Genomic DNA, 20,598 nt, shown 5'->3' on the forward strand with positions numbered 1-20,598 from the left:
AGTTATGGCTCCGAAACATTGTAAAGACAGCGCGAATGTGATGAGTGAATTGGTACTGCCGAATGACACGAATACTTTGGGTAACCTTATGGGTGGCCGGCTCATGCACTGGATGGATATCGCAGCGGCAGTGTCTGCGATGAAGCACAGCAATACACCAGTGGTTACAGCCTCTGTAGATAATATTTCGTTCGCCAGTCCGATAAAGCTGGGCAACGTAATTACAATTGAATCGATGGTGACGCGGGCTTTTAATTCTTCGATGGAAGTATATCTGAAAGTATGGGCTGAAGACCTGCACGTACAATTTAAATACCTGAGCAATGAAGCCTACTTCACGTTTGTATCTTTAGATCCTCATGGCAAACCAAGAAAAGTGCCGGAACTGGTTCCTGAAACAACTCACGAGAAAGAAATGTTTGATGGCGCCTTGCGCAGAAGACAGCTTCGCCTGATTCTGAGCGGAAAAATGTCTCCATCCGAAGCACCAGAGCTAAAGGCTTTGTTTAATCGGGACTAGGATCGTGAGCGGTGAGTGGTCAGTTGTGAACGACGATGTTGTAATACGTATTAAAGGAGAACAGTCAGATGACTCAAAGTTGTCCGACTGTTCCCCTACGATTTGCGGGCCATTTTCAAATTGCCGAATCGTCAAATTATCTAAAGAGAAATCCAACAGACAGGGAGAACACTCTGTTTTTGTATTTATCATTGTCGTTATTGCTGGAACCCGGGGCAATGTTTGCCAGGCCCAGTCCATAATTCGCATTTAGCGTAATGCTGTTGATTTCCACACCGGCCATAAAATTCAAACCCCAGTCAAAACGTTTCACATCTCCTGAATTACTGCTGCCGTTGTTGCCATTCGTCGGGTCATCATTACCAAATTTGATATTGTGCTCATCAGAAAAACTCACACCAAGCAATTGACCGCTGGTCTTTGTTTTACCGGCTACACCCATTGCGCCATAAGGACCGGCACCAAAGAATATATTGGTACGTGGCGCCAATGGAATTTTTCCGACAGCATAAACCGGGATTTCAAGGTATAGCGGGTTGGTTTTGGTTTCTACCCAATTCTCACCATTCTTATCGCCCGAGGTAAATTTTGCTCCTTTGCCGGTAAACATCACTCCGGCCTGCAGGCTAAACACCGGCGCAATCGGAAAATCGAAATACCCTCCGACATTAAAAGAGGAAAGTGCATTTTTATCGTCGACGGTACCGTCGGTTTTGATACTCATATTGGCACTGTTCCAGCCGCCTTTAATGCCGAAGCCAACACCCATATCATCTGCCGGAGTTGACTGCGCCATTGCAAGAGAACCGGCCATCATAAACGGAATTACTAAGAGAACTTTTTTCATAGCTGTAGTTTTTATTATCAGCAATCGTTCTAAAAAATATGCCCCCGGCAATCCAGACCATTCCTATCTCAAATATAATCAGTCAGTTGCAGCGGTTTTATTACCCGTGGCTCATTCTTTTTGTAAGGAGCTGATTTTGTGGAATTCATCCCACAATGCCCACAAAAATCAAAAATTGTCGTGCTGCATTTGTCTTTTATCTTTGGTGCAAAATCAAGCTATGAGTTTAGACCGCGTCACGCCACCCGCTATACACGATGCCATTGAGTTCGATTATGTACTTCCGCCAATCAATCAGGAGCAACTGGCCAATGGCCTGCCGATTCACTGGCTGAATGCAGGAGTGCAGGAAGTCGTAGAGATCAATTGGGTGTTTCCTGCGGGCATCTGGCACGAAAGCAAAGAATGCGTTGCGAATGCCACGGCAGGATTGCTGAAGAACGGGACTTCAAAATATACGGCGCATCAGATCAATGAAACGATTGAGTTTTACGGCGCGAGTCTTAAGGTACACGCCGGCAATGATTTTTCGACCATCACCATACATTCTCTGAATAAACACCTGCCGCAGCTGCTGCCCGTAATTCTGGAAATAATTACCGATGCTGTTTTTCCGGAGCAGGAACTGACCATTTATAAACAGAATACAATACAGCGCCTGCTGGTAAATCTCCGCCAATCTGAATTTGTGGCGAACCAGCAGATTGATGCGTTTCTGTTTGGCATGAACCATCCATATGGCCGCTATACACGCAAAGAAAATATCGAGGCGCTGACTCGTGAAGACCTGCTGTCCTTTTACAAAATGCATTTTGCACTGGCGAATATGCAAATCTTCATGGCAGGCAGGGTAGATAGCAACACAGTAAAAATGGTAGACGAAGTATTCGGCAAATGCGAAGTAACCACTAGCACTATTGTTCCTGCAACCTTCGATATGAATCCGAACACTGAAAAGAAACACCATATTATAAATGACGAGAACGGCGTACAAGGTGCTATTCGCATTGCGCGTACATTCCCGAACCGTCATCATCCGGACTTTGCCCCGATGGTTGTTTTAAATACCCTTTTCGGCGGCTATTTCGGCTCCCGCCTCATGAGCAATATTCGCGAAGACAAAGGATATACGTATGGCATCTATAGCTCATTAAGCCCAATGATCAATGGTGGTGCTATTACTATCCACACAGAAGCCGGCCGCGACGTGCTCGAAGCTGCTGTGAAAGAAATCTATCATGAAATGGATTTGCTCTGCAACGAACTGGCTGATGATGAAGAACTTCTGCTGGTAAAAAACTATCTTCTGGGGAACCTCCTGGGTGACCTCGATGGTCCGTTTTCCATTTTGCAGCGCTGGCGTATGCTGATCTTAAATGATCTCGACGAAACACATTTTAATAACAATATTCGTATTTACAAATCGATAACAGTTGAAGAACTTCGTGAATTGGCAAGGAAATATTTAAATAAAGATCATTTCTATGAACTTGTCGTTATTTAAGTTCTTGTTAAATTTTTCTAAAAAGCCTCCAAAAGGAGGCTTTTTTATTTGAGGCGCCCCTAACGCTTTTTTATTCATTACTGTCTATCAATGTGAAGAATATGTGTCCCTACTGTTGCAAAAAGTCACTAACATAGTTATATTTACTAATTGAACCCCGTAAAAAAATACCAATTTTCAAAGATGAAAAGAAATATACTCTTTGTTTTCTGCTTGTTACTCACCGTCCCGGTACTTGCCCAATCCACGGGTCCTGGCGGTATCAGCTCTGGCCTGAATTTTTGGATTAAGGCAAATACCGGTACCACCGTTGCCGGCGGTGTAGTAAATCAATGGAACGATATGTCTGGTGCGGGTATTACCGGAAATATGAACCTTTCCGCACTCAATCCAAACAATTTTGGACCTAGTCTGGCGCCTGTGGGCATCAATTTTAACCCGCACGTAGTTTTTGACCGGACAAAACCCAACTCCATGATTACCGCGAACCAGTTTCTTGGTAATCAGCTGTTTAACCCTTCTAATGTTACCATTCTTCAGGTAATTAAACTCCATAGTTTTACCGGAACCGGTGTATGGCTGAAATGGGAAAACTGGAATCAGTCTCCGCGTCTGGGTTTTGAAGTAGATAATGGTGGCACAACTATCGGTCAGCTGCGATTTGACTTTGGCACGTCTGGTACAACGATGTTTACCCCGGTCAACGTAAATGATCAGTATATTCTTTCAGATGCCTTTGTGGCACCGACTACAGGCACCAATGCGCTGAAAACAGTTATGATGAATGGCGCACAAATCGCAACAGCCACTACCACTGCCAATACCACTACTTGTCAGGGTAAAATAGGTTTGGGCAACGAACCTACGGCAACGACTCCTGCCTGCGGTGGTACCTCAATCGACCAATATCCAACTACCGTTGACGTAGCAGAAATCGCGATCTACAACCAGACGCTTTCTCCTGCAGACCGCAATAAAGCCGAGTCTTACCTTGCGGTAAAATACGGTTTCACTTTAGATCAATCAGCGACCTACGCTAATAACTATACATCAGCTTCAGGCACTACCATCTGGGATCGCACTGCAAACCTGCCGTTCATCAATAACATTACAGGTATTGGCCGTGACGATGCTTCAGCACTCGATCAACGTCAGTCAAAATCGATCAATACAGCCGGTCTTGTTACCGTTCTGAATGGTTCATACAATGGTAGCACAAGTCCGGTAGACAATGTCAGCAATACAAACACATTTGCTGCCAATAACTCATTTTTATTGTTTGGCGATAACGCAGCGGCTATTACTTATACCCGTTGTTTTACTTCTACCGTGAGCGCACAACGCATCAGCCGCGTCTGGAAAGTGCAGAAAACAGGTTCTGTAAATACAGTAACGATTTCAATCAAAGCAAGTGACTTCCCTGCAGGCATCAAACATCTGCTTGTTTCTACAGACTCTGCAATCAGTCCGACAAATACGACTGTTTATGCAATGACCAGTCAAAATGGTATTCTGACAGCTTCTCTGACTTTAGCGAATAATAGTTATTTCACTTTTGCGAGCGATACCCTGGCGCTGCATCCTACTTCAAATTCACCTTTGTGTACGGATGCAACCATACAGCTGAATGCCAATCTTTCAGGTACAGCAGCGGTTCAATGGGCCGGTCCAAACTCATTTACTTCTACACAAGCCAACCCTTCTATTCCAAACGCGACTCCTGCAAATTCTGGTGTATACACTGTTTCAGGTACTATAAACGGTTGTCCTCTGACTCCAGGTTCTGTAAACGTGCAGGTAACCAATATGCCAGCTCCGCCAACCGTAACTACGCCAATTTTCTATTGTACAGGTGATAACGCGGTTCCGGTAACAGCTAATGGCACTAACCTGTTGTGGTATTATTCGCCAAATGGTGGCACTGGTACAGCAACACCGCCAACACCAAGCACTCTTGCTGCCGATACACTTGTATACTGGGTAACACAAAGCGTTAATGGCTGTGAAGGTATCCGTACTAAACTTGAAGTAGCAGTACGTACTCGTCCAAACGGAATCATCCTGGCTACACAGTCCACCATCTGTCAATATGGATTAGATACATTCAACTACTTCGGCAGTGCGCTTACTACAGATCAATATGACTGGAAGTTCCCGCTGGGCGCATCTACATTATTGAGTGGTTCCGGACAAGGTCCGTTTATTGCGCGCTTCGATTCTACAGGTCCGCAAAAAGTCCGTCTGCAGGTAAACCACGAAGGTTGCGTAAGTCCGGAATCGTTTTATACTGTTCAGGTAAACGCTGCGCCACAGCTCAGAACAGCAATCAAAGATTCTGCCTGTGCTAATGAAACGGTTATAGTAAGTCTTAACTATGCAACACCGGGCATTGATAATTATACCTGGAATTTTGGTAGCGGTACCGTAGTTTATGGTGCAGCAGGCGGTGGTCCGTTTGGTGTGAAATGGGCGAATGCAGGCCCGCAACAGGTTACAGTAATTGCTTCTGCAAAAGGTTGCCCATCGATGATTTACAGAGACACCATCAACATTCATCCGTTACCATATGCGCACCTCGACAGCATCTCCAACACAGACATCTGTTCTGGTGATACGGTAGCCATCAAAGCAAATCTGATCGATTCAGGCTCACATTACACATGGACACCTGTACGTTACTTCGGTGTGGTACCAGATACACAACGCCTGGCCTATGCGCAGGTGCCATTGCCTGGCTACCTCGCTATGTATGTAACCGATTCATTTGGTTGTGTTGCCGGGGACAGTGTTTTTGTAAATGCGAAAAATTGTTGTGAAGTTTATCTCCCAGATGCCTTTACACCAAACAATGACAGCAAGAACGATATCTTTAAAATCATCACAATTGGTAATCATAAAATTCAGACATTCCGCATTGTAAACCGTTGGGGACAAGTCGTGTTTGAAACAGCAGACGAATCTGTAGGCTGGGATGGTACATTCGGTGGTGCTAAACAAGAAATGGGCACTTATTTCTATTACCTCAAATACAGATGTGTAAACGGAAAAGATTACGAAATGAAAGGTGAATTGACACTGATCCGATAATCATCCGATTCGAAATAATATAAACAGGAAACCGCTTCAGATTGAAGCGGTTTTTCTTTTGCCGGTCAAAAATTAAATAGGCAAAAGGTTAAATGGTCGGTGTCTACAATCATATCGGGCAGTTATTGTCCCTTTTTAGAAAGTCTTAACGCTTCCGCAGAATCTTTTCATCCCGTGAAATCGTTAATTTATGTAATGAAATAATTGCCCCATGCGCTACCTTAGTATAATATTATCGATTTGTGCCATTCTTCTATGGACACAATGCTCCAACGCTCAGAAAAATAAATCTATGGATACAGAACATAAAAACAATCCTTATTACTCCCGTACAGACACTACGCATTTGCATGTAAGTGATGCCGAGTGGAAAAAGATACTTCCAAAGGAAGTGTATAACATCGCCCGTGAAAAAGGGACAGAATGGGCATTCACCGGCAAATACTGGAACGCTGACGACAAAGGCACTTATTATTGCGCTGTCTGCGGCAACCCGCTTTTCAGATCAGATGCAAAATTTGCCAGCACTTGCGGATGGCCGAGCTTCTTTGAAGCCTTGCGCCCAAATAGTGTACGTTATGAAGAAGATCGTTCTCACGGAATGGATCGTACCGAAGTGCTTTGCGGCCGCTGCGACTCCCATCTCGGTCATATTTTTGACGACGGGCCGCCACCGACGTACAAACGCTTTTGCATGAACTCTGCGGTATTGGAGTTTGAACCAGACGCTAAATAATTTCTAACAAACAGGATTCATTTTAACCCGTTATTTTGCAGAAAATAACGGGCTTTTTTTATGACGAAGAAAGAGAGATATGCGTATGTGATTGACTGGTTTGAGCAACACATGCCGGTGGCGGAAACAGAATTGATGTATGATAATGCTTACCAGTTGCTGGTAGCCGTGAGCCTTTCTGCGCAATGCACCGACAAGCGGGTCAACATGACGACACCGGCTATCTTCGCTGCATATCCTGATGCTGAATCGTTATCTAAAGCTACGTTTGACGACTTATTCCCATTAATCAGAAGTATCAGTTACCCGAACAATAAAACCAAACACCTCATCGGCATGGCGCAAATGCTGATGCAGGATTTTAACGGCGAAGTACCACATACCGTAAACGAACTGGTGAAACTACCAGGTGTGGGCCGGAAAACTGCGAATGTGATTACTTCCGTTATCGACGAACAACCGAACATGGCGGTGGACACACACGTATTTCGTGTTTCTGCTCGTGTAGGTCTTACGACAAATGCCAAAACTCCGTTGCAAGCCGAGCAACAGCTCATTGCCAACTTCCCGAAAGAATTAATCCATAAAGCACATCACTGGTTAATCCTTCACGGTCGCTATATCTGCGTTGCCCGTCGTCCCAAATGCGAAGATTGCGGTATTACTGCCGCCTGTAAATTTTATAAAACCGATATGCGGTATGTGGTGGAAGGCCTGCCTAAAAAGAAGTAATATTTCTTTTCAGGGGGAATGGTCAAATCAATGCAAGCGAAACCTGGATACAAAAAAGCTGCCTCATTTCTGAGGCAGCTTTTTTATTCAATTTCTCTATTACATGTGCAATATCTCGGATACTCACAACTGACAATTGACCACTCACAAATCAGCCATCGAAAATTCAGTCATCAGCGATCCGTTAATTCCAGGTGGCTTTAAAACCTTGCTGATAATCCGGAAATGGTACTGTTTTATAAGTATTCTCACCCAGATATTTCAGGATCATCTCCATGTTTGGCACATCAAGATAACCCGGTATCGGTTGTGGTTGTAAAAAGTTCTCTTCGAAAATTACACTGGTAGGATACGACATCTGCCCGTGCAAAATATCTACAGCAAGCTGATTGGCTCTATACTCCGGAACAAATCCGTACAATTTACCCAGGAAACGGATACTATCTTTTTGTTCGGCATTGAGGCGAACCGCATAAAACTTCTGATTCATGTAGCGGATCACATTCGTGTTGGTGAATGTTTTCTTCTCCATCACCTTACACCAGCTGCACCAGTCGGTGTACACATCCATGTACACTTTCTTTGGCTGCTTCTTCATTGCTTCCTGTACCTGGTCTAACGTCAACCAGTGAATCTCTGTGCTGTCAGTATTCACCTCAGTCGATGCACTATTTTTTTTCTTTTTATTACCGTCAGCCCAAAGCGCTGTTGATACCGCAACTGTAGCCACCACCGCCAAAAGAATAAACTTCATGTACTTCATAAAAAACCTGGCACTGCTTTTACCCTATTGGTTTACAGTGTCACTGCCACCAATTTACAACTATTTCCCCGTAGCTTTGTTAATATTATTGTATCTTATTATAAAAAGGTAATATGAATATTGCCGTAGCGGTCACTGGTGCCAGCGGATCTATTTACGCCAAAGTATTGCTCGACAGATTGCAGCAGATGAAAACGCAGGTTGGGAAAGTGGACCTCGTCTGGAGCACTAATGCACACACTGTCTGGCAATATGAACTGGGCAACGATGCCTATACCGGCTACCCGTTTAAAGTCTGGGACAAAAATGATTTTATGGCACCATTTGCATCTGGCAGTTCTTCTTACGAGGGACTAATTATTTGCCCCTGCAGTATGGGTACAATGGGCCGCATTGCACATGGCATCAGCAATGATCTGGTAACTCGCGCGGCCGACGTAATGCTGAAGGAGCGCCGAAAACTGATCTGCGTGGTTCGTGAGACGCCCTACAGCCTCATTCAATTGCGCAATATGACAGCCGTGACAGAGGCGGGCGGTATTATCTGCCCGGCATCACCATCATTTTACAGCAGACCGCAATCGTTTGAGGAACTGGCAGACACGGTGGTACAACGCGTGCTGCAGCTGATGGGCTTACAAACGAATGGCTTTAAATGGGGCGAAGAAAATCCCGAATAGTAAACAACGAAAAGAAAATCTATGGAATACGCACAATCATTGGAGCGACTGAGAAATATTCTGGATGAACTGAGAGAAAAATGTCCGTGGGACAAAAAACAAACCATTCATACACTGCGTCAGCAAACAATTGAAGAAACTTACGAACTGGCTGATGCAATCACAGAAAATGACTGGAAAGGACTCAAAGAAGAGCTCGGCGATCTGTTGCTGCACATTCTGTTTTACAGCAAAATCGGCGCGGAGCAAAATCAGTTTACGCTTGAAGATGTGATCGAAGGTGTTTGCAATAAACTGGTTACCCGCCATCCGCATATCTATTCCGGTGTGAAGGTTCAGGACGATGAAGAAGTGAAACAAAACTGGGAGAAAATAAAACTGAAGGAAGGAAAAAAATCCGTACTGGCTGGCGTTCCACCTTCTTTGCCTGCAATAATGAAAGCTTTGCGCCTCCAGGACAAAACAAAACAGGTAGGTTTTGAATGGGATCATATAGATCAGGTGAAGGAAAAAGTGGACGAAGAAATCAGCGAATTATATGAAGCAATTGCAACAGATAATCCTGAAGAAATAGAACAGGAATTTGGCGATGTACTTTTTGCATTGGTCAACTATGCCCGTTTTCTGAAGCTGGATCCTGAAGCTGCGCTTGAAAAAACAAACAAGAAATTCATCAGACGTTTTCAGCAAATGGAAGTAATGGCCCAGGAAAAAGGCAAACAGCTTCACGATATGACCCTGCTGGAAATGGATGATCTATGGAATACGGTAAAAGCCACAGAACGTAACTAAAATTCCGCCTGTCTGCTAAAAAAATACCCATACTGGATTGTGTTGTCTGCCTGTCTGATCTGCTGGGCAGCAGCCTTCTTTTCTTTTCAGTCGGGGAAAAAGGCGGCAACTCCGGAAGGCATGGCACAACTCATTTCCGCCGATCTTCAAAAAAGATTACATGCCTATGAAACATTCAGAAACAACTATGCTTTATTACAAAAGGTAAAAAATCACTCGATCAGCGACGACGAGTTAAAAAAAATCGTTGACCTCCCTTTTCTGTTCTACCTCTACCAGGGCGAGAAACTTATTTTCTGGAATTCGAACCTGGCCTCTGCCGGCAACAATCCTGCCTATGAAAATAAGATCTACGACAGCACACATATCGAAAGGGATATTTTCTACACGCTTAAAGATTCCTTGCAAATCGACGGTAAAAGTTATAGCATTTCTGTACTGACACCGATTGCATGGTTATATCCGTTCGAAAATGAATACCTCACGCCATACTGGGAAGCAGCACAACAAATTCCCAACTCGACGGAAGTACTTTACCATGCCGAGAAAAACAGCTATCCAGTATATGGACTCAGCAAAACACCCGCTTTTTATATCCGGGTACATTCGCAGGATATAAAACCGACAACACCTGGTACACTCACCATTTGCCTGACATTGGCGGCGATAATACTGGCACTGTTGTGGCTTCAGCTGATGGCACTTCATATTGCCCGCAGCTATGCACCCAAGGTTGGCGGCTGGTTTACACTCTGCGGTGTATTGCTGCTACGGTTGATTATCTACTTTTTCGGATTGCCATTTCAAATGGGTGAGCTGGAATTGTTTTCTCCAAACTTATATGCATCCAGTGCGTGGTTTCCATCGTTAGGCGATCTCATGATCGATACACTCTGCCTGACATGGATCTTTCTGTTTACAGCCATTCACAAACCTATCTGGATAAAAGGCGGGATCGAAAAACAACCCACCATTATCCGCTATTCCGTATTTGTGCTCGCACTCATCTGGTTGCGAATCTGCACATTTGGTTTTGTTACACTGCTGCAAAGTTTAGTGGTCGACTCTAAAATATCGTTTGATCTTAATCACTATGAAACGATCGACCGGTATACCATCATTGCCTTTCTGATCATTGCACTGATCATCAGCGTGACGGCGATGATCTTTTACTACATGAACCTGCAGTTCAATAAAATGATTCCGAACAGGTGGCTGAAATACCTGTTTGCACTGATTCTAAGCTGTATCAGTACAGCCATACTTGTTTCTTACCATAACGAAAACTTAATCTTTCGCCAGGCTGTTTCTGTATGGGTTGTACTTTTCCTGATTTTACTCGACTCAAAACACCTCAAAATTTCCCGGGAATTTTTGTCTCCGCCCATGGTACTCTGGGCAGTGTTTTTATGTATTTCAGCTACTACATTGCTACAGCATTTTGCTTTGGTAAAAGAACAGGAAACACGAAAAATTACTGCGGAGAAACTGACGAATCCATCAGATGACCAAATGACACGTTATGTCTTCGACCTGATCATTCCGGAGATGCAACACGATAAGGTGCTCAGCTCATTCTTTACCCAACCCACAGCAGCTTTCCGCCAGCAACTGAATAATAGACTTGGCGTGTTTTACCTGGAGCGCCTCAAAAAATATCAATGGGATATTTACCTTTTCAATGCAAATAACGAACCGTTATTCAACAGTGACTCCCTTACCATTCCTGAATTAAAACAATGGCTTTATAGTCCTGTTAGTAAAGACAGCATAGTTTTCCTCAATGACAACGCGCATAATAATAATGCCCATGTTTATCTCGCCAGATTTCGTGCGTACAATGACAGCGACCATGTGATCGGTAAAGTGTTCATTGAACTATCACTGAAAAAATCAGATAATGAAACCGTTTACCCCGAGCTATTACAACCATCCAATCTACGGCAGCAAAAGATGGATCAAAACCATGCCTATGCTATCTATGATCACGGAAAATTAATATCTCAGAGCAATAATTATTCATTTGAACTGACCGCGCCGTCAAACAAAAATGATCCGGAATATGAGTTTAAAAACAAAAATGGATATTCTATTCTCTACTACCGGCCTAATAAAGAAACAGCTGTCGTTGTCTCCTACAGACCAGAGCATCTCTGGTCGATAACACGCATGTTTTCATTTGTGTTTGCCGCACAGATAGTCATAACCCTGCTGTATACTGTACACAACCTGATTCTCTACAGCATCTACAAACCGCGCCGGCAAGGAAGAAAGAAAAAGATCCGCCCGCTGGGCACACGCCTGCGGCTTACTATTCTACTCATCTTTCTTGGGTCTTTCGCATTTATCGGCGTTGCCACCTCCTTTATTCTGAGTTTCCAGTACGACAGAAGCACTACTGTAAGGCTAACAGCTTCCATGCAGCAAATGGAAACAGAGATTCATCAATATCTGACGACCCATGATGGACTGAAAGATGAAACGCGGTTTAACCAGGTAACCCACCAGCAATCTTTTGAATATTTTATTGTAGATCTTGCCAACAGGCTGCCGGCAGATATTAATATCTTCGACAACCACGGCATTTTGAACACAACCTCTCAGAGCCACATTTACGATAAAAACATTCTGGCACGCATTATCCGCCCTGACGCCTATTATAAGCTATTTTACCAACGGCAGTCGTCCGTTATTCAAAAGGAGAGTATCGGCAACCTCAATTATCAATCGTGTTACATGCCGATCAGAAATGTAGCAACAGGCGTAACGCTCGGTTATCTCAATGTGCCTTATTTTACCTCAGAACGGGATATCCGCGAGCAAATATCAACAATCATCTCTGCGCTCATTAACGTGTACGTGCTTGTATTCCTCGTTTCGGGACTCATTGCCTATTTATTTACGCAATCGCTCACCAAACCTTTGCAGATGATCATTTCCGGTTTCAATCAGGTAAACCTCGATCAGAATAAACCACTGGAATGGCCAAATGAAGAAGATGAAATCGGCAGGCTGGTACACGCCTACAACGGAATGGTTAAAAAGGTAGAAGACCTGGCGATACAACTGGCGCACAACGAACGTGAGGGCGCCTGGCGAGAAATGGCCCGGCAGGTAGCCCATGAAATTAAAAACCCGCTGACGCCGATGAAGCTGAGCATTCAATACCTGCAGCGTGCCGTAATGCAAAACCGCCCAGATGTGCCAGCTTTGGCAGAGCGGGTTTCCAGCACGCTAATCGAGCAGATTGATAACCTCTCGTATATCGCTTCTGAATTTTCGAACTTTGCGAAACTGCCCGAGGCAAAACCAGAGGAAATAGAGTTGAATGCATTCCTGGAAAAACAGGTGCAACTTTATAATGGCCGTGAAAATCTGGATATCTCCTATCATTCAGAGGACCAGCCTTTGCTAATTTTTATCGACCAGAGCCAGTTATTGCGCACCTTTACCAACCTGCTGCAAAACGCGGTGCAATCAATTCCGGAAGATGCGCCAGGAAAAATTATCATCCGGTTATTAAATGAAAACAATAATGCGCTGATCAGCATTACCGACAACGGCAGCGGCATTTCGGAGGAGAAAAAAGAAAAAATCTTCAAGCCTTATTTTACAACAAAATCATCTGGTACGGGACTTGGCCTCGCCATGACCAAAAAAATCATCGAAGTTGCCAGCGGTGCCATCTGGTTTGAATCGGAGGAAGGAAAGGGTACCACATTTTACGTGCAGTTTCCACTGAGAAAACATTAAGCGCTCCTCTAACTTCGTCGAAAGAGGAAAACCCCGATGTTACCAAACCTGCACTTCACGCTCCAATTCAATACCGAATTTTTCCCACACAGAAATGATCACTTCTTCGGAAAGATCCCAGATTTCCTGTCCTTTGGCATTGCCATAATTCACCAACACCAATGCCTGTTTTTTGTGCACACCGGCATCATCTTTTCGGTAGCCTTTCCAGCCGCACTGTTCAATCAGCCAGCCAGCGGGAAGTTTAATTTTTTTATTACCCGCAGCATAGGAAGGAATGCCTGCGTGCTTCTCTTCAATCTTTTCAAATTCAGCGAGCGTAATAGTCGGATTTTTAAAGAAACTGCCGGCGTTGCCGATTTTTGCAGGATCAGGCAATTTGCTTCTGCGAATCGCTATCACAGCATCAGAAATAGCCTTGATCGACAATTCCGTCACACCCATTTTTTCGAGCTCTTCGGTAATAGCGCCGTAACTGGTATTGAACGCCGCTTTTTTATTTAATTTAAAGATCACCGACGTGATCATCACTTTATCCTTCAGTTTTTGTTTGAAAATACTATCGCGGTAATCAAACCTGCATTCATCTTTGACAAAGGAAACAAATGCTTTTTCACCCCAGTGCCAGCCATTTACCGTTTCAATACATTCTTTGACCTCAACGCCATATGCACCAATGTTCTGAATAGGCGCCGCACCAACGGTTCCCGGTATCAATGAAAGGTTTTCCAGCCCGGCCCAGCCTTTTTCGATCGTATACAACACCACATCATGCCAGTTTTCACCACCCGCTACACGCAACCATACATTTTGATCATCCTCTTTCAGCAACTCAATTCCTTTTAGACGATTGAGCAGTAACAGGCCGTCTACCGGTTGCGTAAGTAATACATTGCTGCCACCGCCAAGTATCTTCCTTGTCTTGGGAAAACCCTTTGCAGCAACAATTTCTGCAAGCTCTGTTTCGTTAGTTAAACTAAAAAAATATTCGGCAGGAACATCCATACCGAAAGTATTGTATGATTTGAGGGATATATTCTTCTGTAACTGCATACTGATGCCCTAAAATTAGCGGTTTCTCCTGAACAGGCTCTAAGTTATATTCATAAATCATTTTTTTACAATACTGCGAAAATCCTACTGCGCGCTTTTATTACATTTATTCAAGCATTAATTTTCATCGATCCAAGCTTCCCAAACGACTCCGAATATGCGTCCGTCCAGAATAATGCCCCTTTTGTTTGTTTTACTATTGTGTTCCATTTCGCTTTTTGCACAGCGCAATGTGTTTCATTTTACGGATGCCCCACAGCTGCTGCGGCATTCACCTTACACTTGCTTTTACCGCATTCCTGTTGATTCAGTGCACCGTGTGGCATACACGGATTCCGCCATTGATCCGCAAAGCAACTGGATGCTGCAACCCGCTTATACCGTCCCTTTTCAAAAAGGCGACTCCCTGCTCAACACACATATTATGCCGCCAGGTTATTATCTCTTAACCGACGCCAATGAAAATAATATCAACACCCGGATCATCCATATTCCTTCATTCAATGTCAATATTTTCAACCTGCGGGAAATGCAGTTGCTGACTATTGATGATGATCTGCAGCAACCCGTTTCAGATGCACAGGTAATGTTCAACGGTCAAAATGTTGTTTATGATCCAGGCTACAAAGGCTATATTATTCGTAATCTCGACGAATCAAGCATGATCAGTGTGCGCCGTGGCGAGGATATTATGTTCTATGGTTATCGCGCTGAAAAGCGGACGCCTTACAAAAATGAATACAGCAGCAAACCCAGCAGGAAAGAAAAACGGGAAAGAAATCAAACGGAATATGAAGGATACTTCGTAACCAACAAACCGAAATACCATCCTGGTGATACTGTAAAATTTAAAACTTACCTGCAACAGCCGGCGGGCAAGAAAAAACTGGTAACGGAACCTTTGCAAGTAAAACTATATGAAAACTATTCTGGTAAGGAAATCATTATTAATCCTGCGTTAAAGCCGGAAGAACCCGGCGTATACTTCAGCGAATTTGTGCTCGGTGACACAATTCACATGGATCAGTATTACACGATTTACCTCACCGGAACGCAGTCAAACATCGCCACCACGCAGCAATTCAAAACGGAAGATTATCTGCTCGATGAAACTTTTTTGAAGGTAAAAGGTGAAACGCTTCAGTACTATCAGCCTAACGATACCGTACAGCTCTATGCATCCGCTTATACGTCCAACAATCTTCCGGTTTTAGACGGCACAGTAAGCATCAGTGTTATCCCATTCGATTATATCAATCGCCCGGGAGATAGTGTGTTATTTATGCCTGATACCTTGTATCATACCACGATGCCGGTAGACCCGAATGGTGAAACTTATATCGGTTTTCCTACAACGGGCTTCCCGAATACAAACATGCGGATGAATGTTTTTGTATCACTGGTCAACAGCAATTTTGAGCGAAAAGACACCGCATTTACGCTGAGCTATAAAACCAATCCTTCCTATGTCCATTTTACGCAGAAAGGAAATAAACTGCTGGCTGAATTAATCAAAAACAAACAATCCATTTCCGGACCCGGAACAATCATACATTATAAAGCAGGCAAGAAAGTGGAACAAACAATCAGCTATCCGTATGAATACACGATTCTACCTGCGGAATCAAGCGTTAGTTTTACAGGACCAGATTCTGTGCTATACAACCATATAGTGCGGGCGAGCGATTTCAATTCATCTGATGATTTCCTGAAAGACACTGCTTATCTACAACTTTCCGATCCTGAAAAAGTATGGTTTTACTACAGCGCATATGCAGGTGAAGACTATGTTGGGTCGGGCATTGTGAAGAATGATACCTTACTTCGATTCTATAGTCCGAAGGGGAAGACAGTAACAGTGACCGGCGGCTTTCAATGGCGCGGACAAGTCGAAAACAGACGATTGGAGATCTTTAAATTTGATCGTGCATTGCAAATTGATCTTCATAAAAAAGACTTTGTATTCCCGGGACAAACAGATTCCATCAACATTCATCTAAGCGATAAAGAAGGCAAGCCGATCGATAAAACAAACCTGACAGTACTGGCATTCAATAATCAATTTAAAGAAGACTTCACGCCCGACCTTCCTTATAACTATCCGCTGAAACCTGCTATTGGCGACCCGGATTTTGCGCACAGTATTGAAGGCACATCGGTACGTTATTTATCGCTCGCACCAACAAAAGACTGGTTGGCAAAATCGCATGCGGATACTGTGTTTTACTATAAAAACATTTTCCTGCTACCGGATGATATCGCCTGGCTAAACTTTGATATTCCTAAATCAACATTGCCACAAGTTGCTTTCTTTCTAAAGAAAGGAAATGAGTTTTATCAACCAGAAGTGATTTATGCTAATGGCACACCTGTTTATTACCGCTATTCATCCGGTTATAATCCTGCAGGCATTTTCTTAACTCCGGGTATCTATAATTTTTCGTTGCGCATGCCCGACGGTTGGTACAACATTAACGGAATCGATATCTGCGACCAGCAAAAAACAAACGTCTTCGTCAACACTGACAGTATTGGATTTTATTACACCAAACGACGCGTGGCAGATACATTGTTTACCGACAAAAGAGCAAGTCATCTGGCGCTTTTTGCAGGCAAACAAGACATGCCGGATACATTGACAAACGGAGAGAAAGATCAGCTCGCAGCAACTTTATTACTTTTCAAAAATGAAACGCCCATAGAGGCAGATTTTCTTCAGTACCCGTTACAAACGATTGCCACTAATCTTCGCCAACTACCATGGGCAAACGATTACAGCTATCAATACAACCGTTATTACAATCCGGAAGAATCGCCGAACTATTCATTAGTTGGTCCGCTACGCATGAATGACAGCATCTACTTTTTCCAGCAAAACAATACCAAGCTTCGCTTTCAGCCAGAACGAAATAAAATATTCAGCTTCCGGCCAGACATGACACGCGTGGAAAAACAATACACTTTTGATCTGCTATCGCAACATCTTTCATGGCAATCAACAACACCGCAATATCAGTTTGTCACTCCCAATCCACAAAAATTCGATACACTGGATTGCACTTATGTTCCGTCGAGGGCCTCGCTTCATTATGAACTCCGTGATACGCCGATCGTCATACATGCTATATCCAGCAACTATCCGGAAGTTCCGGAAACTATGAAAAAAGCAAAGCTTGTTTATCTGGCGGCCACAATGCACCACGTGCACTATCTGGTTGTGAAAAGCGCGACTGATACATTTTTATACGTCAACTTCCCGGTAGGACAAACATATAATGTACCACCGGGTAAATATCAGGGCATCGTAATCTGGGATAATGACAGCATTAGTTATTTGCCTGTGACAACCGTAAAAGCAGGCGGCACAACGATTGTACCGATCGCCTACACCCACCCGCAAAGCAAATTTGATTATAACGCGCCGATTCCTTTGCTGAAAAAATATACAATCAACGAAAAGCTTCCGAGAAAAGAACAAATCCTGGCAAAAGGTGGCAGAGAAATACTCGGATCCATTTATGGCATAGAACCATCCAAAAATCCCGGAATAGTTTCAGCAACCAAATGTGGCGGCGTTATTGCACAGACAACAATTGATGCAACCGGCAGCTATTCCATCTATCCGATTGCACCAGGCACGTATGATCTCAATTTTATCGTCAATGGAAACTTTGTCGGCACACTTAAAGATGTTGTTGTAAAAGCAGATTTGTCAGTAAGGGTAGACTGGCGATTGTATAAACGCGGCGCCGAAGTTGTAGAGTATTATAGACCGATGCGTGCCAACAGTTACGGCAGCAGCGCCACCATCAGCAGAGAAGAAATAAGGACTATGCCCACACGCAATACAGCAGATATGGCGTCGCTGTCTACAGGTATCTACCAGCAAAAACAAGGAGGCACATATCTTAACATTGGCGGTGGACGTGCAGATGGCACACTCTACGTCATTGATGGCGTACAGGTACGTAAAAATGCCTCTACGACGGGCGGCCCGGAAGGATTAATCGATAAAGAGATCAATGCCAAAGAAGGCAACTATTACCTGCACTCCGAAAAATCAAAAACATTCATCAACGACTTTGCCAACAACATGATGCAGGCATCCGGCATTCGCAAAAACTTCCGCGACTGGGCTATCTGGGAACCTAATCTGTGGACCAACAAAAATGGCGACGCATCATTCACCGCAACTTATCCGGATAATGTAACCTCATGGAAAACCTATGTACTGGCGATGAACCGCAAGAGCTATTCCGCACGCATTATTACACTCACACGCGCCTTCAAACCTTTATCTGCAGAACTTTCCGCACCAAGATTTTTACGCTATGGCGATTCCGCAGAAGTGATCGGCAAGGTGGCGAATTACACCAGCAATCCTTATTCATTGAAAGTATCCTTCCTGCAAAACGGAACATCTTTGCTGGCCGATACAATGACATTGCACAGCTCCAAAGTCTCCAGGATAATGATTGCTGCACCCGGAAACAATAGCATTGATACCACACAACTGCCACTTAGCTTTTCGATCACAGCACCAAATGGATATACCGACGGTGAAGAACGGACCATACCCGTATTGCCGGTAGGCGCCATAGAAACTGAAGGAATGTTTCTGCGTATCAACGGAGACACGGTGGTAACCAGCATTCCGGATTCCGCCGCCGGACACTATACCGGTAAAGCACATGTATTTGTAGACGGCAGTTTGCTTGAAGTTTTACTCAACGAAATCGAACACTTGAAGGTATATCCATATGGCTGTACCGAACAGCTTACATCTAAACTGCTTGCGATTTACTATGAAGAAGAAGTAAAAAATCTCATCGGCGACAAGAAGCTAAACAACACTGTTGAAAAGAAAAAAATACTGGAAAGTATTTTGCGTGCACAGAACAGGGACGGTTCATTTGGCTGGTGGCAGAATACACCAAACGATGTACGCATCACCAACTATGTGATCAGCACTTTTCAGAAAATCAACAAAGACGGCTGGCTCGATTATGTGATCCGCAAAGGTCTGACGTATCTCAACGATAACCTGCAGTCTGCATTGATAACCGACAAAATCGCATCGCTGGCAACGCTGTCTGGCGGGCATTTCGCAACTGACTATAAACTGTTGTTAAATGAACTGGATACACTGCAGCTGGACAACTACAATCGCTTTACACTCGTAAAAATCAAAAAAGAACAAGGACTTCCGTATCGCAAAGAACTGGACAGCCTGATGAAAGAAGCACAGGAAACACACCATGGCATTTACTGGGGCGGCAAATACAATTACTATGACTGGTACCGCAATGATCTTGCCACTACATTGCAGGCGTATCAGGTAATAAAAGACGATAGCATTTACGGCAAACGGAAAGAGGAAGTACTGGATTATATTCTGTTTAAAAGAAGAGGCGGCTATTACGAAAATACTGCCCAGAGCGGATTAGTACTCACTACCATTCTGCCGGATCTGATACGTACGATGAACAGCGCCAGTAAAAACAAACCAACGCGTGTGTTGATTTCCGGTAGCATTACAGACTCTGTAAGCAGCTTTCCGAAAACATATGATGTTCATGATCGCAATCCGAAATTTACATTCAACAAGAAAGGTTTTTCGCCGGTGTATATTTCTGTCGTGTATGATCATTTTAACCTGCAGCCGAAAGTGCATGATTCGATCTTCAATGTGCAGATTTATTTCCTGAATCAAACCGATACTTTGCTTCAATTAAAACAAGGTGAAAAAATAACCATGCGCGCGGTGGTTCACTGCAAACGTGAAAGCGAATATGTAATGATTGAAGTGCCGGTACCAGCCGGTTGCGTAGTATCAAAAAGCAAGGATTACGCTTATCGTCCAAACGAAGTGTACCGTGAAAATTTCAAAGACCAGACCGTCATCTTCTGCAACTGGTTACCGAAAGGCACTTTTACTTTCGATGTAGTGCTGGAAGCGCGTTACAAAGGCAGTTACAGCGTCAATCCGGCAAGAGCAGGCATGATGTATTATCCGAAGGAGTATGGAAATACGATAGTAAAAAGGATGAAGATTATAGGAAAATAGTCTTTTCACGAGATGGGTCACAAACCGCGCAGGTCATTCCGAGGAGGTACGACGTAGGAATCTG

12 protein-coding genes are annotated in these 20,598 nt (G+C 43.8%); 9 read left to right on the top strand and 3 right to left on the bottom strand.

Features of this window, described 5'->3' with window-relative positions:
• Nucleotides 1–4 precede the first annotated feature (4 nt).
• Nucleotides 5–520 (top strand): acyl-CoA thioesterase, encoded by a 516-nt coding sequence (locus DN068_RS10325; RefSeq protein WP_110998837.1) that lies wholly within the window; start codon nt 5–7, stop codon nt 518–520.
• Between the two features lie 136 nt (nt 521–656).
• Here the strand turns inward: DN068_RS10325 and DN068_RS10330 are convergent, their stop codons facing one another.
• Entirely contained in the window at nt 657–1,367 is a 711-nt protein-coding gene (locus DN068_RS10330; protein WP_110998838.1) for a porin family protein, read from the bottom strand.
• Between the two features lie 220 nt (nt 1,368–1,587).
• Here DN068_RS10330 and DN068_RS10335 point away from each other — a divergent pair, with 220 nt between their 5' ends.
• From DN068_RS10335 to nth, 4 genes are all read left to right on the top strand, one after another.
• Nucleotides 1,588–2,871: a M16 family metallopeptidase gene (locus DN068_RS10335; protein ID WP_110998839.1), complete on the top strand. Its 1,284-nt coding sequence runs from the start codon at nt 1,588–1,590 to the stop codon at nt 2,869–2,871.
• Nucleotides 2,872–3,054: 183 nt separating this feature from the next.
• Complete coding sequence (locus tag DN068_RS10340) at nt 3,055–5,958, top strand: gliding motility-associated C-terminal domain-containing protein (RefSeq protein WP_110998840.1); 2,904 nt, start codon at nt 3,055–3,057, stop codon at nt 5,956–5,958.
• A 292-nt stretch (nt 5,959–6,250) separates the two neighbouring features.
• A complete protein-coding gene (gene msrB, locus DN068_RS10345) occupies nt 6,251–6,694 on the top strand; it encodes a peptide-methionine (R)-S-oxide reductase MsrB (protein WP_110998841.1) in 444 nt (147 codons plus the stop codon).
• Between the two features lie 60 nt (nt 6,695–6,754).
• The gene (nth, locus tag DN068_RS10350; RefSeq protein ID WP_110998842.1) at nt 6,755–7,426 is read left to right on the top strand and encodes an endonuclease III; all 672 of its coding nucleotides are present in this window, start codon (nt 6,755–6,757) and stop codon (nt 7,424–7,426) included.
• A 184-nt stretch (nt 7,427–7,610) separates the two neighbouring features.
• Here the strand turns inward: nth and DN068_RS10355 are convergent, their stop codons facing one another.
• Entirely contained in the window at nt 7,611–8,180 is a 570-nt protein-coding gene (locus DN068_RS10355; RefSeq protein WP_165836354.1) for a thioredoxin family protein, read from the bottom strand.
• A gap of 122 nt (nt 8,181–8,302) precedes the next feature.
• Here DN068_RS10355 and DN068_RS10360 point away from each other — a divergent pair, with 122 nt between their 5' ends.
• From DN068_RS10360 to DN068_RS10370, 3 genes are read left to right on the top strand one after another with little or no spacing between them, the layout of a single operon-like run.
• Complete coding sequence (locus tag DN068_RS10360) at nt 8,303–8,869, top strand: UbiX family flavin prenyltransferase (protein WP_110998844.1); 567 nt, start codon at nt 8,303–8,305, stop codon at nt 8,867–8,869.
• 21 nt (nt 8,870–8,890) lie between these two features.
• Nucleotides 8,891–9,661 carry a nucleoside triphosphate pyrophosphohydrolase gene (gene mazG / locus DN068_RS10365; RefSeq protein ID WP_110998845.1) on the top strand — a complete coding sequence of 257 codons (771 nt, stop codon included), beginning with the start codon at nt 8,891–8,893 and terminating at the stop codon, nt 9,659–9,661.
• Nucleotides 9,662–9,700: 39 nt separating this feature from the next.
• Nucleotides 9,701–13,414: a sensor histidine kinase gene (locus DN068_RS10370; protein WP_123985305.1), complete on the top strand. Its 3,714-nt coding sequence runs from the start codon at nt 9,701–9,703 to the stop codon at nt 13,412–13,414.
• Nucleotides 13,415–13,453: 39 nt separating this feature from the next.
• On the opposite strand, the gene murB is transcribed toward DN068_RS10370, so the two are convergent.
• Nucleotides 13,454–14,467 carry a UDP-N-acetylmuramate dehydrogenase gene (murB, locus tag DN068_RS10375; protein WP_110998847.1) on the bottom strand — a complete coding sequence of 338 codons (1,014 nt, stop codon included), beginning with the start codon at nt 14,465–14,467 and terminating at the stop codon, nt 13,454–13,456.
• A 157-nt stretch (nt 14,468–14,624) separates the two neighbouring features.
• Here murB and DN068_RS10380 point away from each other — a divergent pair, with 157 nt between their 5' ends.
• Nucleotides 14,625–20,534 (top strand): alpha-2-macroglobulin family protein, encoded by a 5,910-nt coding sequence (locus tag DN068_RS10380; protein WP_110998848.1) that lies wholly within the window; start codon nt 14,625–14,627, stop codon nt 20,532–20,534.
• The last annotated feature ends 64 nt before the right edge of the window (nt 20,535–20,598 follow it).

The sequence above is a fragment of the Taibaiella soli genome (genome assembly GCF_003236175.1).
Taxonomy (GTDB): domain Bacteria; phylum Bacteroidota; class Bacteroidia; order Chitinophagales; family Chitinophagaceae; genus QKTW01.